This is a genomic window from Sphingobacterium sp. GVS05A (assembly GCF_019969845.1).
Lineage (GTDB): Bacteria > Bacteroidota > Bacteroidia > Sphingobacteriales > Sphingobacteriaceae > Sphingobacterium.
In genome coordinates, this window is record NZ_JAHXYR010000003.1 from 684122 (window position 1) to 702592 (window position 18471).

At 39.3% G+C, this 18471-nt stretch carries 15 protein-coding genes; 10 read left to right on the forward strand and 5 right to left on the reverse strand.

Translation table 11 applies throughout. From position 1 onward, the window contains the following. Positions 1-24: 24 nt before the first annotated feature. From LC454_RS10435 to LC454_RS10450, 4 genes are read left to right on the forward strand one after another with little or no spacing between them, the layout of a single operon-like run. A complete protein-coding gene (locus LC454_RS10435; protein WP_120260062.1) occupies positions 25-732 on the forward strand; it encodes a MotA/TolQ/ExbB proton channel family protein in 708 nt (235 codons plus the stop codon). Continuing rightward, on the forward strand, positions 732-1142 hold the full coding sequence (locus LC454_RS10440; RefSeq protein WP_223582106.1) for an ExbD/TolR family protein: 411 nt from the start codon (positions 732-734) through the stop codon (positions 1140-1142). The genes LC454_RS10435 and LC454_RS10440 overlap by 1 nt, the downstream gene beginning before the upstream one ends. Positions 1143-1200: 58 nt before the next feature. After that, on the forward strand, positions 1201-2028 hold the full coding sequence (locus tag LC454_RS10445; protein ID WP_223582107.1) for an energy transducer TonB: 828 nt from the start codon (positions 1201-1203) through the stop codon (positions 2026-2028). An 11-nt stretch (positions 2029-2039) separates the two neighbouring features. Next, positions 2040-3347, forward strand: a complete 1308-nt coding sequence (locus LC454_RS10450; protein ID WP_223582108.1) for a bifunctional folylpolyglutamate synthase/dihydrofolate synthase — start codon at positions 2040-2042, stop codon at positions 3345-3347. Positions 3348-3589: 242 nt separating this feature from the next. Here the strand turns inward: LC454_RS10450 and LC454_RS10455 are convergent, their stop codons facing one another. Then, positions 3590-4609, reverse strand: coding sequence for an asparaginase (locus LC454_RS10455; RefSeq protein WP_120260058.1), 1020 nt, complete (start codon positions 4607-4609; stop codon positions 3590-3592). Between the two features lie 13 nt (positions 4610-4622). After that, positions 4623-5390, reverse strand: a complete 768-nt coding sequence (locus LC454_RS10460) for a TatD family hydrolase (RefSeq protein WP_223582109.1) — start codon at positions 5388-5390, stop codon at positions 4623-4625. 321 nt (positions 5391-5711) lie between these two features. Here LC454_RS10460 and LC454_RS10465 point away from each other — a divergent pair, with 321 nt between their 5' ends. The 3 genes from LC454_RS10465 to LC454_RS10475 are packed head-to-tail and all read left to right on the forward strand — an operon-like array spanning position 5712 to position 9254. Beyond that, entirely contained in the window at positions 5712-7106 is a 1395-nt protein-coding gene (locus LC454_RS10465) for a TolC family protein (protein WP_223582110.1), read from the forward strand. Between the two features lies 1 nt (position 7107). Beyond that, the gene (locus LC454_RS10470; RefSeq protein ID WP_223582112.1) at positions 7108-8064 is read left to right on the forward strand and encodes an HlyD family secretion protein; all 957 of its coding nucleotides are present in this window, start codon (positions 7108-7110) and stop codon (positions 8062-8064) included. A gap of 11 nt (positions 8065-8075) precedes the next feature. After that, positions 8076-9254, forward strand: coding sequence for an ABC transporter permease (locus LC454_RS10475; RefSeq protein WP_223582113.1), 1179 nt, complete (start codon positions 8076-8078; stop codon positions 9252-9254). A 78-nt stretch (positions 9255-9332) separates the two neighbouring features. On the opposite strand, the gene LC454_RS10480 is transcribed toward LC454_RS10475, so the two are convergent. From LC454_RS10480 to LC454_RS10490, 3 genes are all read right to left on the reverse strand, one after another. Beyond that, positions 9333-10247, reverse strand: coding sequence for an FKBP-type peptidyl-prolyl cis-trans isomerase (locus tag LC454_RS10480; protein ID WP_223582114.1), 915 nt, complete (start codon positions 10245-10247; stop codon positions 9333-9335). A gap of 119 nt (positions 10248-10366) precedes the next feature. Continuing rightward, entirely contained in the window at positions 10367-11377 is a 1011-nt protein-coding gene (locus LC454_RS10485; RefSeq protein WP_223582148.1) for a DHH family phosphoesterase, read from the reverse strand. Between the two features lie 117 nt (positions 11378-11494). After that, the gene (locus LC454_RS10490; RefSeq protein ID WP_223582115.1) at positions 11495-14134 is read right to left on the reverse strand and encodes a hypothetical protein; all 2640 of its coding nucleotides are present in this window, start codon (positions 14132-14134) and stop codon (positions 11495-11497) included. 270 nt (positions 14135-14404) lie between these two features. Between LC454_RS10490 and LC454_RS10495 the strand changes: the two genes are divergently transcribed. From LC454_RS10495 to LC454_RS10505, 3 genes are all read left to right on the forward strand, one after another. Beyond that, positions 14405-14794, forward strand: coding sequence for a DUF423 domain-containing protein (locus tag LC454_RS10495; protein ID WP_120260053.1), 390 nt, complete (start codon positions 14405-14407; stop codon positions 14792-14794). A 151-nt stretch (positions 14795-14945) separates the two neighbouring features. Then, positions 14946-17429 carry a primosomal protein N' gene (gene priA / locus LC454_RS10500; RefSeq protein WP_223582117.1) on the forward strand — a complete coding sequence of 828 codons (2484 nt, stop codon included), beginning with the start codon at positions 14946-14948 and terminating at the stop codon, positions 17427-17429. 224 nt (positions 17430-17653) lie between these two features. Beyond that, positions 17654-18310 carry a protein-L-isoaspartate(D-aspartate) O-methyltransferase gene (locus tag LC454_RS10505; RefSeq protein WP_223582118.1) on the forward strand — a complete coding sequence of 219 codons (657 nt, stop codon included), beginning with the start codon at positions 17654-17656 and terminating at the stop codon, positions 18308-18310. The last annotated feature ends 161 nt before the right edge of the window (positions 18311-18471 follow it).

Consider the following 18471-nt stretch of genomic DNA (forward strand, 5'->3'; position numbering starts at 1 on the left):
AACTATATAAAACTATTAATAATTATGTCATTAGTGCAAGATACAGCAAGGGCTGCTGTAGATACGTTTAATCAAGCTGCGCAACAACCATTACCTGCTGCTGCTAGTACAGAAAACATGAGTTTGATCGATATGATGATCAAAGGGGGATGGATAATGGTTCCAATCCTATTACTGTTCTTTATTGGATTGGTTATCTTTTTTGAACGCTATCTGACTATTCGCAGAGCAGCCAAATACGATAATAGTTTGATGTCTCAAGTTAAAGCAAATGTATTGTCGGGAAATTTAGACTCAGCTTTGGCTGTATGTCGTTCCAGTAACTCGGCCTTAGGACGTATGTTGCAGAAGGGCCTATTACGTGTAGGTAGACCTATCAAAGATATTGAAGGTGCGATTGAAAACGTTGGTAAATTAGAAGTTGCCAAATTGGAGAAAAACATCAATATCCTTGGTATTATCGCGGGTATCGCACCAATGCTTGGTTTCGTTGGTACTATCTTTGGGGTAATCAGGATTTTCCATGAGGTAGAATTGGCGGGTGGTATCGACATCGCATCCGTATCCGGTGGTCTATATGTGAAAATGGTGTCTTCAGCTTCAGGTCTTGCTGTCGGTATCTTGGCTTATTTAGGCTATCATATCTTAAATATGATGGTTGAACGATTGATTTTACGTATGGAAACCGATGCAGTAGAATTTATTGATTTATTGGATGAACCAGGAAGATAATGAACTTACGAAGTAGAAAAAATAAACCATCTGCCGAAGTCCATACTTCAGCGTTAAACGACATCATGTTTTTCCTGATGTTGTTTTTCCTGTTGGCATCGGCGGTTTCGAATCCGCAAGTGGTCAAGCTATTGTTGCCAAAGTCGAGTGCAGGTGAACAATCTGTTGCGAAAAAGACACTTACAGTATCTATCACAAAGGAATTGGGCTATTTCATTGATAAAAATCCGGTTCCTGTAGAAGGGTTGGAGGCGGCTATCCAGTCGCAAATGGCTAGTGGAGAAGAATTGACGATTATGCTTTACGTCGATAATACTGTTCCTATCCAAAATGTCATTTCTGTTATGGATGTAGCCAATCGTCTGAAAGTGAAGGTAGTCTTGGCAACGGAACCAAAAAAAGATAAGTAGGAACAATTAAACTTTTTCAAAGTTTATTGCTCATATGTTAATATAGGAGATTTATACAATGAGATATCATCTTCAACATGAAGAAAATAATTTCCCCAAGGCCTTGGGGATATCTACATTGGTCATGGCATCGCTGCTGTTGATTGGTTTCTTTGTGGTCTTTAAAGCGCAAGCACCGGATGAGTATGGTATGGGCGGTATGATCGTCAACTATGGTACCTCTCCTGAAGGAATGGGGGATGATTATATGAGTGTGGAGGAACCTTCTGTGGATCCTAACGCAAATAATGAGCGTCCAGATCGTATAGATCCTGTGGAGACCCCAACGCCAACGCCAACACAACAAGTTGCTGAAAAGGCAGTCGTCACGCAGGATATGGAAGAGGCACCTGCTGTAACAAAAACAGAAAAGAAGGTGGTGTCAAAGGCGCCTGAAACGACCAAAGAAACAAAAGCAGTGGCGCCACAGGCAAATGCAAAAGCGCTTTTCAAAGGGAATAAAAATAATGGTAAGGGCGCTGGTGATGGTACAGGTACAACACCCGGAAATCAGGGTTCTAAACTAGGGGATCCTTTGGCCAGTAATTATGGTGAAGGAGGATCCGGCAATGGCAACATGATGTTGTCCATTGAGAACCGTAGTTTTACACAACGACCAAGCATTGACGATAATGGCCAACAGGCTGGAAAGGTTGCTGTGGAATTCAGAGTGAATAAGCAGGGTGTTATTACGTATGCTCGTGCAGGTGTAAAAGGTACGACGATCACAGATCCTTCTTTGTTGGAGAAATGTGAACGTGCCGTCAGAGGGGCGCGACTAAATCAATTGCCTAATGCCCCTGATACCCAAACAGGGCGGATTGTATTCAATTTTAGATTAAGATAAAAATCATTCAGATGAATGCTTATAAGGAGGTAATCGAGTATTTATATACTCGATTACCTATGTTTACAAGGGATGGCGCCTCGGCCTTCAAAAAAGACCTTGACAATACCATCAAACTTTGCAACGCGCTGGACAACCCGCAGCAAAAATTCAAAACCTTACATATTGCCGGTACTAATGGAAAGGGATCTACTTCCCATATGCTTGCGGCTATATTGAGCGAGGCAGGCTATAAGACCGGTCTCTATACTTCACCACATTTACTGGATTTCAGAGAACGTATCCGGGTCAATGGTGTGATGTGTGAGCAGGAGTTTGTTACGGATTTTGTTCAAACACATAAGGCTTTGATAGAGGAGGTAAATCCTTCTTTTTTTGAAATCACAGTAGCGATGGCTTTTGATTATTTTGAGAAAAGCAAAGTCGATATTGCTGTTATTGAAGTAGGACTCGGTGGACGATTGGACAGCACGAATATTATCCAGCCATTACTGTCTGTAATCACCAATATCGGTTTTGACCACATGAATATGCTTGGAAATACATTAGCTGAGATTGCTAGTGAGAAAGCAGGTATTATTAAAAGAAACACACCGGTGGTGATTTCTGAATATGCTGCTGAAACAGCATCTGTATTCTTGGATAAAGCCCATGTAGAACAGGCACCTATCCGATTTGCTTCCCAGGTTTATCAGACCAAGATGCTAAGTGTTGATCAGGATTACCTGCGTATTGAAGCTAATGATGGAAATGGTGCTGAAGAACTTTATCAACTTGACCTCAAAGGGTCATATCAGGTGAAGAACCTTGCTGGTGTTCTTTTGGCGGTCGACGAATTACGTAAGCAAGGATTTCAAATCAGTCGCCTTCACGTGCATGAAGCGTTGAAAAAAGTGCAATCTACTACAGGTATTCAGGGGCGTTGGCAACAGTTATCCAAAGATCCTTTTATAATCTGTGATACGGGACACAATGAAGATGGAATTCATGAGGTTATAAAAAATCTGAACAGCACAACCTATAACAAATTACACTTTGTCATTGGTGCTATGCGGGATAAAGATCTATCGCACATGTTACCCTATCTACCCAAAGACGCTATTTATTATTTCTCAGCACCGGATATGCCAAGAGCAATGCCTTCGGATTTGCTCCGTGAGGAGGCTGTGGTATTTGATTTGCATGGTAGAGACTACTCCTCAGTACAAGAAGCTTTTGTGGCTGCTAAAGCTGCTTATGAAAATGGCGACCTGATTTTTGTGGGGGGTAGTAATTTTGTGGTGGCTGAAGTCTTGGTTGCAGTAGATAAAGGATTATAATGTAAAGAATAAGGATCAGAGATACTGGGTTTGTCAGCCTAAGCTAATCTACACAGTCTATGATCCTTTTTTCTTGATTTTTACGCAGCTTTTTTTCTGAATTTTCAGTTTTTATTGATTCGTATTTTTTCTTTAAGGTATCAATGAACTCGCTACGTTCGGCTTATTGTCCAGAAAGAGCCTTCCGTCAATTTTCATGGCAGTTGATGCTTGTGAAAGGATGAAGGTTTTGTTACTTTTTTCTAATCATTAACAGTCAATTCTCCACGAATATCTTTTTCGGCCCAGTAGGCAACTTCTTTTTGATCTTCGAGTTCGCCCTGAAGATACATTAACTTGGTGACTGCAGCTTCAAATGTAAGGTCATATCCATTCAATACACCAATGGCTTTCAGGCCTTGTGAGGTTTCATATCTCCCCAATTCGACCGAGCCAACCTTGCATTGTGAAATATTAAGGATATTCTTTCCTTGTTCTATAGCTCCTTTTAATAAATCCAGAAACCAGCTGTCCGTAGTGGTATTTCCAGATCCGAAAGTCTCCATCACAATAGATCTTACATCCGAATCAAGAACAGACTTGATTGTCTGTGCAGATATTCCCGGAAAAAGTTTCAATACAGCAACCCGGTTGTCTAACTTGGTATGTAGGATAAATTCTTTATCAATGTTATTCAATAATGCATCCGTATTGTATTTAAGGTGGATGCCAGCCTCTACGAGTACGGGGTAATTTGGCGATCTAAATGCTTCAAATTTAGCTGAATTATATTTGAAAGAGCGATTTCCACGGAATAACTTGTTATCAAAAAGGATACATACTTCTTGGATAATGGAAACACCATCTTGTTTTGCGGAAGCAATTTCCAATGCCGTCATCATATTCTCGCGCGCATCGGTACGGATTTCTCCAATAGGCAATTGTGAACCAGAAAGGATTACTGGCTTTTGAAGCCCCTCTAACATAAAACTCAATACAGAAGCTGTGAATGCCATTGTATCCGAACCATGTAGAATAACAAAGCCATCATAGTTGGCATAATTATCCTTGATGATCTGGGCCATTTCTATCCAGATCTCTGGCTTCATGTTGGAAGAATCGATGATCGGTTCGAAAGAGTGTACGGTCAATTTATAATCCAGACGGCTTAAATCAGGAAGATTACGTTTGATCAGCTCAAAATCGAAGGGAACAAAAGTGCCTGTTTCGTCTTTGACCATTCCAATGGTTCCGCCAGTGTAGATAATAAAAATATTGTGCATGGGATTCTATAGATTATATACCAAAAATACGTTTTGAATTTGCTGTTGTAATTTCTGCCACCTGCTCAATGGACATCGCATGTAGATCGGCTACTTTTTGAGCAATATAGACTAGATAGCTGCTTTCGTTTTCTTTGCCACGGTAGGGGACAGGGGCAAGGTAAGGGGAGTCTGTCTCCAATACGATATGTTTTAAGTCGATCTCTTTGACGACGTTGTCCAATCCTGCCTTTTTAAAGGTGACAACACCACCTATACCAAGCGCAAAACCTAAGTCAATGGCATGGTGAGCTTGCTCCAATGTCCCGGTGAAGCAATGAAGTATGCCAAACAACTTTTCGTCATGAAGTTCTTCCAGCAACTCGAATAATTCAGTGAAGGCTTCTCGGCAATGAATGTCGATGGGTAAATTAAGGTCCTTAGCCCATTGCACTTGTGTTCGAAAAGCATCTTTTTGAATTTCAAGGGTGCTTTTATCCCAATAAAGATCTAATCCAATTTCACCTATGGCATGGACTTTGTTGTTCTCCAAGCTCTTTTGGATGTTGTTTAATTCGTCTATATAGTTTTCCTTAACATCACAGGGATGTAGTCCTAGCATAGGAAAACAGTGTTCCGGGTAAGCCGCAACCGTATCGAATACAGGTTTGATAGAAGCACTATTTACGTTAGGTAAAAATAGTCTTTCTATATGGTTGTCTAAACAACGTTGTAGGTGTTCTTGCAGTTTATTGGTACCGGCGTGGTAGTAAATGTGTGTATGTGTATCAGTAAGCAACATAGTTTTCTGCGTGGAGGCAAAAGCGGATTAGGGTAAAAACTTCTTTTTATTATTATCGAATAAAGAGGTAGGCTTCATTACCAAAATTTCAATTCGTTCTCCAAAGATAACTTATTAATTAACAAAATGAAAATTAATAACGGATTCTCTTATTGCCGGATAATTGAGCTGGAAAAATCAAAAAGGAGAATTTGAGTCATATATGGGCTATACTTTTTTTCTTATCTTGGAAAAAATAGCATGTGGTAAAACATACTTTATTATTTGCTGTTAAACAGAAGAACGGTTGTTGCCCTATTTTTTAAAGAATAAATGAATCATATGATGAATAAGAAACTATGCATAGGGTTGTTTGCCTTTGTATCGGTTGTGTGTTTAAATAAGCTGCATGCGCAGTCGCTGGTCGACCCATCGGTAAAAGATATTATTCAAAAGGCCTTCCAAACAAATAAGGAATTAAAACTAAAGGCATATGAAGTTGACAAAGCACGGTTGGAGGCGGAGGGTGTAAAAGCGAACAGACTACCACATGTATCGGCCTTGGGACTATACGGATATGTGCATAGCAACGGTAGTGTGGATATTCCTACCGTGAATGTTCCGCTCTTGAATTTGGGGCTTTTTGAGGGGGCGACTGGATTTAGCATGCATGGACAAGCGGCATATGCAGGTGTTTCGGTGAAACAAATTATCTTTTCAGGATTACAAATACCTAATGGAATAAAGGCCTTAAAAGAGAAGGCCGTTGCACAACAATATTTAGAATCTGCAAGCCGTGAGACGTTGTCAAAAGATATTATCGCTTCTTTTGATCAGCTCATGCTTCTGGACGAAGTCGATAAACTTATTGTCGATTCGGAGAAAAGATTAAAAAAAGAACAAGAAAAAGTCAATAAAGCAATTCAACACGGATTGGCTATTCCTTATGATCGTGATAAACTCAAACTGGCTCTGCTTGAACTGGAGGAGAAGAAAGTTGAGGTAGCTGGAAATCGGGATCTCCTCTGTCAAAAAATTCAACAGGAATCTGGTGTCTCTTTTCAGGAAGTCAGTGGAATTCATTATGGTTTAAAACCGATATTTCTATCGGAGATCCCGAATGATGTAGAACAACGATCAGAACTTAAGGCCTTGGAGGCTTCATCAAAGGCTTATGAATACCTATACAAAAAGGAAAAAGGAGGTGCCCTTCCAGCAGTTTTTGCCTTTGGATCGGCAAACTACTTAAATGTATTCAATTCAAAATTGAGTGTAAAAGACCAACCGTTATTGGGAACAGTCAATCTTCCACTAAATTCTATTAAGGGGAGCCCAAATCTCTTGGTTGGACTCGGAGTAAAATGGGATCTTTATACAGGTGGTGAGCATCATAACAAGATCAAACAGGTCAAACTTGATCAAACCATTAATACTACAAAAAAGGAAGATACGGAGGAAAAGCTAAATCTGTTATTGCGTAAAAATAGCGTTAGCTATAGCACGGGAAATCAAAAGCTGAAAGTGGGTGAACAACAACTGAAGGTTGCTGAAAACAACTTATCTATGGCCGTAAAGCAATATCAGGCGGGATTGATTGATGTGACAGAATTGTTGGCTGCCGAAAACGACTGGTATAAGGTCAATTTGGGCTATTTTAACAACGTTTTGCAACAACGAAATGCTGCAGTTGAATTATTACACACATCTGGAAAATTATTACAAACTATACATGAGTAACATGAAAAATTTATATGGGATATTAGCCGTGTCTATTTTTGTTTCCTGTACAAATCAAGTGAAAGAAAAGCCTATTGAGGGAAAAGTGGAGCGCGAACAAGTGACCGTGGTTACAAAAGTACCTGGTAAAATTGCGAAGATCTTTGTTGCAGAGGGGGATTTTGTACATGCTGGTGATACTTTGGCTATTTTGAGCATTCCTGAAGTGGACGCAAAGGAAGAACAGGCGAAAGGGGCACTACAGTCTGCTGATGCGCAATATAATATGGCTGTCAAAGGTGCTACCAAAGGGCAGCTGGTTCAACTGCAGGCAAAGGTAGATGGTCTGAAAGAGCAATACGAGTTTGCGAGGAAATCAATCGGAAGACTTGAGGCACTATTGCAGGATAGTCTGATCCCTCAGCAAAAGTATGATGAGACTTATGCAAAGTATCAAGGTGCTAAAAACCAATATCTTGCTGCACAGGCAGAAATGGCCGAAGCTAGGGCTGGTGCCCGACAAGAACAACAAGTGATGGCATTGGGGCAAAAGGAAAGAGCGCTTGGAGCTGTGTCTGAGGTTAATGTTGCTGCACAGGAGAAATACGTGATTGCACCGCAGGATATGAGCATTGAGACAATAAATCTAAAAGTTGGTGAACTGGCGATGGCTGGCTATCCAATTGTTAATGGATACCTTGATCGTTCTACTTATTTTAGATTTACACTGCCTGAAAATCAGATCGGAAAATTGCAAAAAGGTGCTGTCGTAACGGTTGAAATACCTTATTTGAACCATAAAAAGGTGCCTGCCAAGATCGTTAGTGTCAAAGCATTGAATTCCTATGCCAATATCGCTTCAGCGTATCCTGATTTTGACCCGCAGCAGGCTGTATTTGAATTAAAGATCGTACCTGAGGATATTGCTGGAACAAAAGATTTGTTAACAAAAACGCTCGTGGTTCTCCATGTGAATTAAAGTGAATGGATGTGAAAAGATTTCTAGAATTAATCCAACGGGAGTTTAAGCTCTTTTTTAATAATAAAGTACTGCTGATGCTCTTTTTAGGAGCACCGGTATTGTATGGTGTTTTGGTTGGGCATGTTTATCAACAGGGCAAGGTGACCGAAATGCCTGTAGTTGTAGTGGATGAAGATAACAGCCCTTTAAGCAGTTCATTTATAGATATGCTTTCGGACAACGAGAGTATTCAGGTTGCAAAGGTATTGCCTTCCTTGTTTGATTCTAAGGATGTAGCTATTCAATATGATGCAACGACAATTGTTCATATCCCAAGAGGATTTGCTTCTGGTGTACAACAGAGCCGTTTGCCGGAGGTGACGGTCTTTGTTGATGGGGCGAATACATTAACCTCAAATACCGCTTTAATGGCTGTCAATGTCTGTGCGATGACGCTCAAGGCGGGAATACAGATTCAATCACAAATGAAGCGTGGAGTACCGGCAAAGGTGGCCGCCCAACAGTATGAACCTTTTAAGACAACAATAGTCAAACAAAATATTCGAAGCGGAAATTATCTCTATTTTATGCTGCCGGGGGTACTCATTACCGTATTGCAACAGGTATTGTTATTGGGCTTGGCCCTATCTTTTTCCTCAGAATTTGAGGGAAACACGTTCGCTGATCTTGTCAAGAAAGTTTCCAATCCGATTGGACTTATTCTCGTAAAGATATTACCCTATGTTTTGATGTCTATAGGGATATTGCTGTTATATTGGGTTTTTGGTAAGTACTATCGAATGCCACTCCAAGCAGACTTTGGCCGTTTTGTGCTTTGTACCTCCGTATTTTTGTTGGCTGTATGTTTTATAGGTGTGCTTGTGAGTATGGTTTTGCCGTCCCAATTGAAATCAACAGAAGTGTTAATGGTGGTTGCGACACCAGCCTTTATTCTGAGTGGTTTTACTTGGCCTTCGAGTCTAATGCCGGGCTGGGTGCAGGCGATTGCGAATGTTATTCCTTCTACACATTATCTTCGGATTTTTAGGTTGCTATTTATCCAGCATGCTGAAAACTATCATACCAATAAATCGTTAATCGCACTGACTATTATTATGATTATTAGTTTTGTACTGGCGGTTGCTGTACTTTGGTGGAAGATAAGAAAATTAAAGCAGGCTGATAAACATCGGCAGGTGAAGGTTTAAAAAACAACGTTTAAACAAAAGAGCCGTTCCAAAACATGGAACGGCTCTTTTGTTTCTTAGCCGAATTTATCTGCCAAATTATTTTTTTGCTGCTGGAGCTTTTGCCGTAGGGGCAGTAGCAGTTGGAGCAACTACACCTGGCATTGTTGCCGCTGGTGTTGGAGCTGGAACTTTTCCTGGTTTGATATCCAATACCTCAACTTCAAATACCAATGGTGCATATGGAGGGATTTTACCTTGAGGACGATCGCCATAAGCCAATGATGAAGGGATTACTAAAGTTGCTTTAGTACCTTTGTTAAACAATTGGAATGCTTCAGTCCATCCTGGGATAACACCATCAACACCTAATTGGAATTTCAATGCTTCGTAAGGACGTTGTGGCATGAAAATACCTTCTTTCTTTGCGATATCCGGAAGGTTCGTGTCAAATACTTTTCCAGTAGTCAATGAGCCTACATAATTAACATGGAGAGAATCACCTACTTTAGCATTTGCTCCTGTTCCAGGTTTAGTGATTACATATTGAAGTCCTGAAGCTGTTTTTGTTGTTTTTAAGCTTTTATCTTTGATGTATTTATCCAATTTTGCAGGCTCAGCAGCTTTGTGTTTGTTCAATTCTTCTTCAAAATATTTTTGAACTTGTTCGCCTAATTGTTGATCTGTTAATTTTCCTTTTTTGAAGTGTTTTTTGACTTTAATTGAGAAAACTAAAAACTTGTCAGCAAATTCTGGTTTTGGTTGATGTGTTTTTGCTGCCATAGAATCCAAATTAATTTTGAATATCAAGCTATCGCCTTCACCAACATATTTGAATAGACCTGTAGGGTCTCCAGGATTTTTTGCAATAATACTATCTGGATATAATTGAACGATCTGAGGAATTCCCATGTCGTAAGTGCTGCTCATTACAGAATCTCTATCTGTCGATTGTACAATGTCAATTGCTAATAAATCGCCTGATACTGCTTTCTCTTTTGCATTATCATCCACGATTTTATACTCAAGACCACCTTCAGCCTTTTTGAATTTTTGGCATGACGTCATCAAAAGACCGGCAGCCGCGAAAAATAGAATTGCTTTCTTCATTTTCTAATGTATGTTACGATATCTTATTTTGTTAATATTTCTTTATAATTTGGTAAAATCGATTTGAATTTTGCGATCACAACAGGTAGGCTATCTTTCGAATTTCCGCCTGAAGCATTGAGGTGACCACCCCCGTTGAAATGCAATTTACAGATTTCATTACAAGGTACTTCTCCAATCGATCGCAAAGATAGTTTAATTTGTTCATTTCTGTCAATAATTAACGCAGCTAATCGAATTCCTTTAATGGAAAGTGCATAATTGACCAAACCTTCTGTATCTCCAGTGATGACCTGAAATTGATTGAGGTCTTCTTTGGTGACATGAATGACCGCTGTATTGTACTCATGAATAACTTCAAGACGGTTGAGCAGGCAAAATCCAAGGAACTTGAGACGACTTTCCGAAGAGCTATTGTATATTTCTTCGTGGATCGCCCAATTTTGTGCGCCACAATCAATCAAAGTTGCAATGATACGGTGAATTTCTGAAGTGGTAGAACGAAAACGAAAAGATCCTGTATCGGTCATAATCCCAGTATATAAACAAGTAGCCATATCAGCGCTAATGTTGTCCGCATCTTGCATCTCATTCACCAAAAAGCGATAGATCAATTGTGCAGTCGCAGCAGCAGATGGATCCCAAAATGCATAATCTTCAAACCCTTCTGGATCCAAATGATGATCAATCATGCATTTGATCCCTTTCGCTTGGCGAATAGGATCACCCATCTCATGAATGCGAGCCAGCCCATTGAAGTCTAAACAGAATAATAAATCTGCAGCTTCAATCTGTTGATTATATAGGTTGATATTTTGCGTATAAATCTGTACATTTTCTAAACCGGGTAACCAGTCCAAAAAAGCAGGAAAATCTGATGGTACGATTAGATTGACATGGTGTCCTTTTGCGGTTAACCAAAAATATAATCCCAACGATGAACCCAATGCATCGCCGTCAGGTTTGTAATGCGTGGTGATTACAATGTGCTTTGGTTCAGCCAATAATTCTTTTAATTCTTCCGATTTTAGCATAGTCATATTAAGTCTGCAAACCTACTATAAAAAATTTAGATTAGACAAATTTTTTATAAACATCTTTCGCATCTTATTGCGTTTTGTTTTGGGGTTAAAAAGATGATTTTCAGTTTTTTAGAATTTGTAGGCGTAAACCTTAAAATCCTTTTTCATACAAATCAAATAATTGGCATTGTCGCCGTAGTTAATTGGTCCATAATAGAACTTCGAAAACCCTTCGATAGGGAATCCATCCTGTACCAAACCATCTGATCCGAAAAGATAAATCATCCTATTGTCTGTGCCGACTCCCAAGACGTCGGATTTTCCAATCCGCTTAAAGAATAAAGGTCTGTTGCTTGCATCTTCAATGAATTTATATTCGAAATAGGATGAGGAGTCTCTGCTGCTATAAGCATTCAATTTATTGTTGGCCAAAATGATAAAGTCTCTGTCTGCACCGCCACTGATATCTTCAAAATTAAAGAAAGCATCTTTCCCCCAGCTGCCTAATTTAATTTTTTTTGCTTCACCTTCAAAAGGAACTTTGAAAATACTGCCTTTATTATCGGCAACATAGACAAATGAATTTTTTTCATCTGAGGCTGCTACTAAACCAATCGGATTGCGAACGCTTTCGCCATCTGTATCTAAGCTTTGTTTGCGAATGATCTTACCATTTTCATTGAAAAAATAAACAGAAGCTGTGCTTGTACCCGCTATAATGTAATTGGTTTGCCCCAGTGTGGTTATTTTTAGATCAAAAAGTATACGGCTGTCTACAGTATTATTTTCAAATCCCTCTACTCTTTTGCCATCTAGCGTATAGGCTAAGATGCGATCTGTTGCAGGAATATAGATACGTTGTTCTTTATTGAAGTTAGATACTGTGGCCCCATAGCTAGCCGTAGAAGGTAATTCGACAGAAAAACCATTCATATCCTTTCCGTCAGGTCTGATCCGATATAGTCTGCTTTTGGTGACAATAATGATGCTGAGATCTTGCAATTGAATTGGTTCACCCAAGATCTCGCCCTGGAAAAGGTTTTGCCAAAGTTCCTTTCCATCTGGCGAAAACGCATGTACGGTATGATCCTGCTCCTGGATCATTATAAATTTGTTCTTGCCATCTTGATCCAAAATCCAAGGTTTGTTGATGATGCGGCTTTCAAGCTGTACAGTCCATTCAGGTTTTCCTCCAAGTCGTGTATCACTTTTGTAAAGAGCATATAAGTTGGAGGAGAATGTCCCTTGATTACCACTTAATTGATAGGACCATGAGTAGAAATTTTGAAAACCAAACTGTTCTTCATCTTTAAAATTCTTGGCATAATCAGCTTTTAAATTATCTAAGATATTGCTTTTGCCCGCTTTGGGTTCTAAATAGAAGGTTACATTGCTACGGCTATTTTGTAAAGCCGCGTGATTTTTGAAAATTGCTGTTCCTGATAGAAATTGCTTTTCACGGAAAGATTCACGATAATCTCTCAAGATGCCTGTTCGATTTGCGACAACCATTATGCCATCAACGATGGTAAAGTATGGTCTTGTAAAGCTCTTGAACGGCTCTCCGAAGGAGGCATATAATAGCTGGGAATATTTAAATTGATAGATCGAGTCACCAACAGATGAACTGAATTTTTTAAAGTTATTTGCGAATAGGCTCGAATCAGATATGCTGATCAGCCCAAGTACATCTTGATTGTCTAATTCCGCCAACGCAAATTCATCATTAAAAAGAGGGGCGATGACACTGTCAAATGATACCTTTGTATCGTCCTCAAGATTTTTAATGCTTTTGCTCACGCGATCGTACTCTTTTTGCTGAATCAATAGTTCTTTGAGTCCCGAACGGAAGCTATGTGGATCGGAAATACTGAAATCAATATATGATGCTGCATTTTTTGGTAAGTAGTTTCCTAATGCCTGCACTTGAGCGGTTTGATTGGCAAACAATTGTAAATAGCTGTTTTTACTTCCTGTTAGATCAGTTACGCCCTTGAAGATAAGCGCATCCTGTTTGAAATTCATATTCCAGGAAGTTTGTCCTTTGAGAGAATCAATTAAATTAAGGTAATTACCAAATTTGGATTTCATCAATATGCGGGCAACCTGCGCTAATTGTTCATTGAAAAAATATAAACTGAGCGGTGTATTCTTATTGTTGTGATTGACAAAGAATTCAATTTGCTTTGTGTTTATTTTTTTTACATTCTTATCGAAAATTTGCGCAAGCACCTGTTTTGAATAACTGGCAAAAATAATTTCATGGGAATAAGCGCAATAGAGCGTACTGTCTTTTATTCCTTTATTGAGTCCAAAGAATCTTTGACCCAGCGTATCAAAGGGTTGAACTTTATAATTGTTTCCGATCTGCCCGATAAGGGTTGCCAGCGCGTTATTATCAAGGCTCTGCCCAACTTGTACACTATAAAGAGGTGTTATCTGATCTTTTTCTTGATGAAAAGACAGTAATATCTGTTGCCCCGCAACGAAAGGTGCCAATTGTTCACTTTGCAATAATTCTGCTTTTAATCGCTCGAGATTACTGAAATTTCCCTGTCCTATAATGGCTTTAAATAATTCGTAATCCTTAAATATCGTGTCTACGGTCTCGTTATTGGCAAAAGATGTTATGGCAAGTGTATTTTCCGGTAGGTATTGTAAGGCCTTGGAATCCTGTTTATTATTTTTATTGAAATCTCCGAAAAGATAAATCGTTGCCGCAATGACAGCTATGAACAATAGAATAGTGATGATTATTGTTTTTTTCATCAGAATAAATATTTATGAATGCTCATCTTCAATGGTATAGATAAACACGTTTCAGTCAATTTGTTTTTTTATGGTAATGAAGCGATCAACTTGAATAAACTGATGATGGTTTCATCTGTAAAACAAACCTAACAAAAATATGCGGGAAGCGCTAGAAAATCATCTCAATATTGGGACTTTGTAATATAAATTTAACAAAATATTCCTTATTTTGTTCGGTTTTTAATACATTTATCGGAGAAACACGTTTTCAGCATTCACTTTATAATAATGAATAAGAGAATCATTTTAGCCGCTTCGTTATTGGGAGCATTAGCTGTAATATTAGGTGCCTTTGGTGCCCACGGTCTAGAAGGAAAGGTAAGTGCATATCATATCGAAACTTGGAAAACTGCAAATCAGTATCATTTCTATCATACCTTTGCATTGCTATTTTTATCGACTTTTTCGCGTGCGAAAACCTATTCAATCAAGGTGTCCTTTATTGCTTTTATTGTTGGTATTTTGTTTTTTTCGGGATCTTTATATATCCTTAGCATCAGGGAAATAACCGGTTTCGGAAATCCGGCTATCTTAGGTCCCATAACACCCTTAGGTGGCTTGTCATTGATCATCGGTTGGATAGCTCTATTTGTAGCGGCACTAAAAAATAAATCATAATCCTACTGTTTAGATAGAATAAAGCTTGCTAGCTTTTTAGATAAAGGGCCTTCCTACGATTAAAAATCCAGGAGGGCTTTTATTTTGAGGGAGGTCACTCACGTATTCTTTCTGTCGCTTTTTTTGTATTTTTATCCCATAATAAAAAAATATGTCCAATCCGCAATCTTCGATTTTTAGTGAAAGAGATACCTTGTTTATTGATGTGGTTCTACCCTTAGCTCTAGCAAGAACATATACTTATCGTATTCCGGCTGACTGGAATGATCGGGTACAGATTGGGGTCCGGGTCATTGTGCAATTTGGACGAAACAAGATTTATTCGGCGGTCGTGAAATCGATTAGCAAAGAAGCGCCACTGAAATACGAAGCAAAGTATATTTTAGATATCATTGATGATAAACCTATCGTCAACCTTGCCCAATTTAAATTGTGGGATTGGTTGGCAGATTACTATATGTGCAGTTTGGGTGAAGTCATGCAGGCTGCACTTCCAGCGGCATTAAAACTGGCAAGTGAAACCAAAGTGATCTCTTCTATAACAGAAGAATTTGATCGTTCGACCCTCTCGGATAAAGAATATCTCATTATTGAGGCCTTGGAGGTGGCAGGAGAACTTAAAGTCAATGATATCGTGAAGTTATTGGGACAGAAAACCGTATTTCCGATATTGAAGCAATTGTTTGACAAAGGGATCGTACTTATCTCCGAGGAAATAACAGAAAGATATAAACCCAAAACAAAAGCATTCTTACGTTTTGCCTTTGACTTTAGAAATGAGGATGCCAAGCGAGAATTATTGGATAGTCTCAATCGTGCACCCAAACAGCAAGATGCGGTTTTGGCATTTATGCAGCTTGTCAAAAAGACTGAAGAGATTACACGTCCGATGTTGGCAGAAGCTTCAGGTTGCGGTAATGGTGCTATCACGGCATTGATCGACAAAGGTGTATTTGAAGTGAAGGAGAAGGTCGTATCGAGATTTCAGGGAGAGGATATAGAACTAGATGCTAATTTTCAATTCAATGAAAATCAACAGCGTGCCTATGATGAGATCCAACAGTCTTTTGAGGAAAAAGAGGTAACACTATTGCATGGGGTAACAGCTTCAGGGAAAACTCAGCTCTATATACGACTTATCGAACAGGCAATAGCTGAAGGAAAATCAGCTTTGTATCTTCTGCCTGAGATCGCATTGACAGCACAGATTACTGCGCGATTAAAACTGCACTTTGGTGATAAACTCGGTGTTTATCATTCAAAATTCAATGATAATGAACGTGCTGAGGTATGGCATAAGGTGATGAAAAATGAGTTTCAAGTTGTTATTGGTGCCCGTTCTTCTGTATTTCTTCCGTTTCAGGATCTAGGAATTATTATTGTCGATGAGGAACATGAAAGCTCATACAAACAATTTGATCCAGCACCGCGCTACCATGCGCGTGATACAGCCATTTATCTCGGTTTTATACATCAGACGAAGGTGCTTTTGGGATCCGCAACACCATCGTTGGAAAGTTATTATAATGCTAAAGCAAAGAAGTATGGCTTTGTGCAGCTATTGGAGCGTTATGGCAATGCGCAGTTGCCGAGTGTTGAGCTCGTCAATATTCCTGAAGAAGGGCGAAAGGAAAATATGTTCTCCTATTTCTCCGGAACATTGTTAAAAGCTATTGAAGAAGCCGTTAAGAATAAGGAACAGGTTATTCTGTTTCAGAATAGAAGGGGACACACCACCATGATCCAGTGTAATACCTGCGGTTTTGTTGCCAAATGTGTGAATTGTGATGTCAGTTTGACCTACCATAAAAGTTCCAATATGATGCATTGCCATTACTGTGGGCATGTTGAACCCCCACTTCGGGTCTGTCCAGCTTGTGGAATGCCACATATAGAAAGCAAGGGCTTTGGGACAGAGCGGGTGGAAGAAGAACTTGAATTGCTCATGCCCGAGATTCGTATAGGCCGATTGGATCTGGATTCAACAAAAGGAAAGTATGGCTTTGATAAGATTATTACGGCTTTCGATGAACATGAATTTGATGTACTGATCGGTACCCAAATGGTCGCCAAAGGGCTGGATTTTGGACGTGTAAGTTTAATCGGTGTTGTGAATGCGGATACCATTATTAATTTCCCTGATTTTAGGGCTTACGAACGTTCTTTCTCCCTATTTTCCCAAGTTGCAGGCCGAGCCGGTCGTCGGGAAGCAGGTGGACGGGTGATTATTCAAAGTTATACGACAAATCATAGGGTCTTGGAGCAAGTCGTTAACAATGATTATGAGGGGATGTTTATGACGGAAATTACTGAACGTAAGAATTACCTTTACCCACCTTTTTATCGACTTATTCGCATTGATATTAAGCATATAGATTTTCAAAAATGCTATGATGCTGCGAATCGTTTTGCAGCTGCTTTACGACCACAGCTCGGAGCTAGGGTATTGGGACCTGAACCACCGCTGGTCTCCCGTGTTCGAAATAATTTTATTCAGACGATTACGTTGAAGATTGAACGCACAAATATTAGTATCGCTAAGGTAAAGGAGCTGATTCGTTCGGTTTTATTGGATTTTGAGATTGATAAGACCAATAGCGGCGTTCGTGTTCAGGTCGATGTTGACCCTTATTAACAACTTGCTTTTTATACGCTTGTAGCGGCGGATCATGTGCTAACTGATCTGAGTTTTTCGTGATGAAATGCCTGTAACTTTTTGATAATGTTGTAGATATGGTGTTTTCATTTGGTTGTGATGTGTTGTGTGTTCTACGTTCAATATTGTGTATTGCTTTGATATTAAGTAATTTGTGAATAGTTCGGCTAAATATCCCTTTTTAAAGGTAAATTTGAAACATCATGGCGTATAAGTTTATTGATAATTATCGGGAGAGAGGTGCACGCAAGAAATTGGTTGAGCATCTAAAAGGAAGAGGTATTGAAGACCAAAAAGTATTGGAAGCCATTGGGAAGGTACCACGTCATTTCTTTTTTGATGAAACCTTCTGGAATCAGGCTTATCGAGACATTGCTTTTCCAATCGGTGACGGACAAACGATCTCCCAACCATACACTGTCGCTTATCAATCCGAATTGCTCCACGTGAAAAAAGGGGATAAGGTACTGGAAATTGGAACAGGATCAGGGTATCAAACTTGTATTTTGCTTGAACTTGGGGCCGATGTATATACGATAGAACGCCAAGAGAACCTTTATCAACGAACAATTCAGGTATTGCCCTACATGGGGTATAAGGCAAATTTCTTTTTGGGTGATGGCTCCAAAGGTATTGAAAAATATGCTCCCTACGATAAAATTATTGTAACTGCTGGGGCGCCATTCGTGCCTGAAATCATGTTGAAGCAGCTGAAAATAGGTGGGATTTTTGTGATTCCGGTAGGGGACGAGAAGTCTCAGAAAATGATGACAATAATTCGTGTAGGTGAAAATGAATTTGATCGCATTGAATTGGATACTTTTCGTTTTGTACCCTTGGTAGGTGATCAGGCCTGGTAGTTCACATTTGTTTCGAAAAAATTAGGGGTGCTTCGGACCCTTATTCACTTTTTTTGCAAAAAAAGTGAATGAAAATATATTGTTTTTACTTACTCTTGTGAATGCTCTCAGTTTAAAAGTTGTAGTTAGTTACAGATATGATTTTGGATAGGATGCATTTC

Excerpts from the sequence above, each read along its gene's own strand:
- LC454_RS10455 (WP_120260058.1), bottom strand. The coding sequence starts at position 4,609 with ATGCACAATATTTTTATTATCTACACTGGCGGAACCATTGGAATGGTC.
- LC454_RS10490 (WP_223582115.1), bottom strand. The coding sequence starts at position 14,134 with ATGAAAAAAACAATAATCATCACTATTCTATTGTTCATAGCTGTCATT.
- priA (WP_223582117.1), top strand. The coding sequence starts at position 14,946 with ATGTCCAATCCGCAATCTTCGATTTTTAGTGAAAGAGATACCTTGTTT.
- LC454_RS10485 (WP_223582148.1), bottom strand. The coding sequence starts at position 11,377 with ATGCTAAAATCGGAAGAATTAAAAGAATTATTGGCTGAACCAAAGCAC.
- LC454_RS10470 (WP_223582112.1), top strand. The coding sequence starts at position 7,108 with ATGAAAAATTTATATGGGATATTAGCCGTGTCTATTTTTGTTTCCTGT.
- LC454_RS10435 (WP_120260062.1), top strand. The coding sequence starts at position 25 with ATGTCATTAGTGCAAGATACAGCAAGGGCTGCTGTAGATACGTTTAAT.
- LC454_RS10495 (WP_120260053.1), top strand. The coding sequence starts at position 14,405 with ATGAATAAGAGAATCATTTTAGCCGCTTCGTTATTGGGAGCATTAGCT.
- LC454_RS10440 (WP_223582106.1), top strand. The coding sequence starts at position 732 with ATGAACTTACGAAGTAGAAAAAATAAACCATCTGCCGAAGTCCATACT.
- LC454_RS10460 (WP_223582109.1), bottom strand. The coding sequence starts at position 5,390 with ATGTTGCTTACTGATACACATACACACATTTACTACCACGCCGGTACC.
- LC454_RS10450 (WP_223582108.1), top strand. The coding sequence starts at position 2,040 with ATGAATGCTTATAAGGAGGTAATCGAGTATTTATATACTCGATTACCT.
- LC454_RS10505 (WP_223582118.1), top strand. The coding sequence starts at position 17,654 with ATGGCGTATAAGTTTATTGATAATTATCGGGAGAGAGGTGCACGCAAG.
- LC454_RS10465 (WP_223582110.1), top strand. The coding sequence starts at position 5,712 with ATGATGAATAAGAAACTATGCATAGGGTTGTTTGCCTTTGTATCGGTT.
- LC454_RS10445 (WP_223582107.1), top strand. The coding sequence starts at position 1,201 with ATGAGATATCATCTTCAACATGAAGAAAATAATTTCCCCAAGGCCTTG.